This is a genomic window from Neisseria sp. P0022.S010 (assembly GCF_051956635.1).
Genome location: NZ_JBQCXF010000697.1, coordinates 1 through 1,351 on the forward strand (window position 1 = coordinate 1; position 1,351 = coordinate 1,351).

Consider the following 1,351-nt stretch of genomic DNA (forward strand, 5'->3'; position numbering starts at 1 on the left):
GTTTCAGACGGCCTTGGGATTATTGTTCGGAAGGGAGTTTGAGGAAATGCTCGCGATAATGGCGCATTTCTTCGATGCTTTCGAGGATGTCGTCCAATGCCTTGTGCGAACCGCGTTTGACCACGCTTTTGGCAACGGCCGGATTCCAGCGTTTGGCCAATTCTTTCAGCGTGGATACGTCTAAGTTGCGGTAGTGGAAATAGGTTTCCAAGCGCGGCATGTATTTGACCATGAAGCGGCGGTCTTGATGGATAGAGTTGCCGCACATGGGCGTGGATTTCTCGGGTATCCATGCGGACATGAAGTCCAGCAGGTTTTGCTCGACTTCGGCTTCGGTCAGTTTGGATTCGCGCACGCGTTGGGTCAGGCCGGTGCGGCCGTGAGTGGCGGTGTTCCATTCGTCCATGCCGTCGAGCAATTCGTCGCTTTGATGGATGACGTATACGTCCGATTGCGCCAGTACGTTCAAATCGGAGTCGGTAATGATCATGGCGACTTCGATAATGCGATCGTGTTCCGGGTTGAGGCCGGTCATTTCCATATCGAGCCAGCAGAGATTGTTTGCGTTTTGGGTCATTTCAGACGGCCTTGTGTTTTCAGTTGGCAGTATTATAAAGGATAAAGGTTCGGGCCGTCTGAAAGCATTTGTAACAAGTTGTGCAATCTCTTGATATAATCGTCCGTTACACAAAAATTCACCGCCAAAAATCATGAACCCAAGCCCTTTGCTCGATATTATCGATAAGCCTCAGGATTTGCGCCGTCTGGAGAAAAAACAGCTGCCGCAAGTCGCCGCCGAATTGCGCGAATTTCTGTTGGATTCCGTCGGTAAGACGGGCGGCCATTTCGCCAGTAACTTGGGCGCGGTCGAGCTGACGGTGGCACTGCATTATGTGTACGACACGCCCGAAGACCATTTGGTCTGGGATGTCGGCCACCAAAGCTATCCGCACAAAATCCTGACCGGCCGCAAAAATCAAATGCACACCATGCGCCAATACGGCGGTTTGGCCGGTTTTCCGAAACGCAGCGAGTCGGAATACGACGCGTTCGGCGTGGGCCATTCTTCCACATCCATCGGCGCGGCATTGGGTATGGCCGTTGCGGACAAACAGTTGGGCAACAAGCGCCGCAGCGTCGCCATCATCGGCGACGGAGCCATGACCGCGGGTCAGGCGTTTGAGGCCCTGAACTGCGCAGGCGATATGGATGTCGATTTGCTGGTCATCCTCAACGACAACGAAATGTCGATTTCCCCCAATGTCGGCGCGCTGCCGAAATACCTTGCCAGCAACGTCGTGCGCGATATGCACGGCCTGTTGAGCACCATCAAAGCCCAATCGAGCAAAGT

The 1,351-nt window shown here is 53.7% G+C and carries 2 protein-coding genes; one reads left to right on the top strand and one right to left on the bottom strand.

All coding sequences use genetic code 11. The features are described 5' to 3' along the window. Positions 1-19 precede the first annotated feature (19 nt). Positions 20-577 carry an oligoribonuclease gene (gene orn, locus ACTHUT_RS20730; protein ID WP_070873651.1) on the bottom strand — a complete coding sequence of 186 codons (558 nt, stop codon included), beginning with the start codon at positions 575-577 and terminating at the stop codon, positions 20-22. A 133-nt stretch (positions 578-710) separates the two neighbouring features. Here orn and ACTHUT_RS20735 point away from each other — a divergent pair. Further along, a partial coding sequence (locus ACTHUT_RS20735) for a 1-deoxy-D-xylulose-5-phosphate synthase N-terminal domain-containing protein (protein ID WP_440419690.1) occupies positions 711-1,351 on the top strand: 641 nt, incomplete at its 3' end.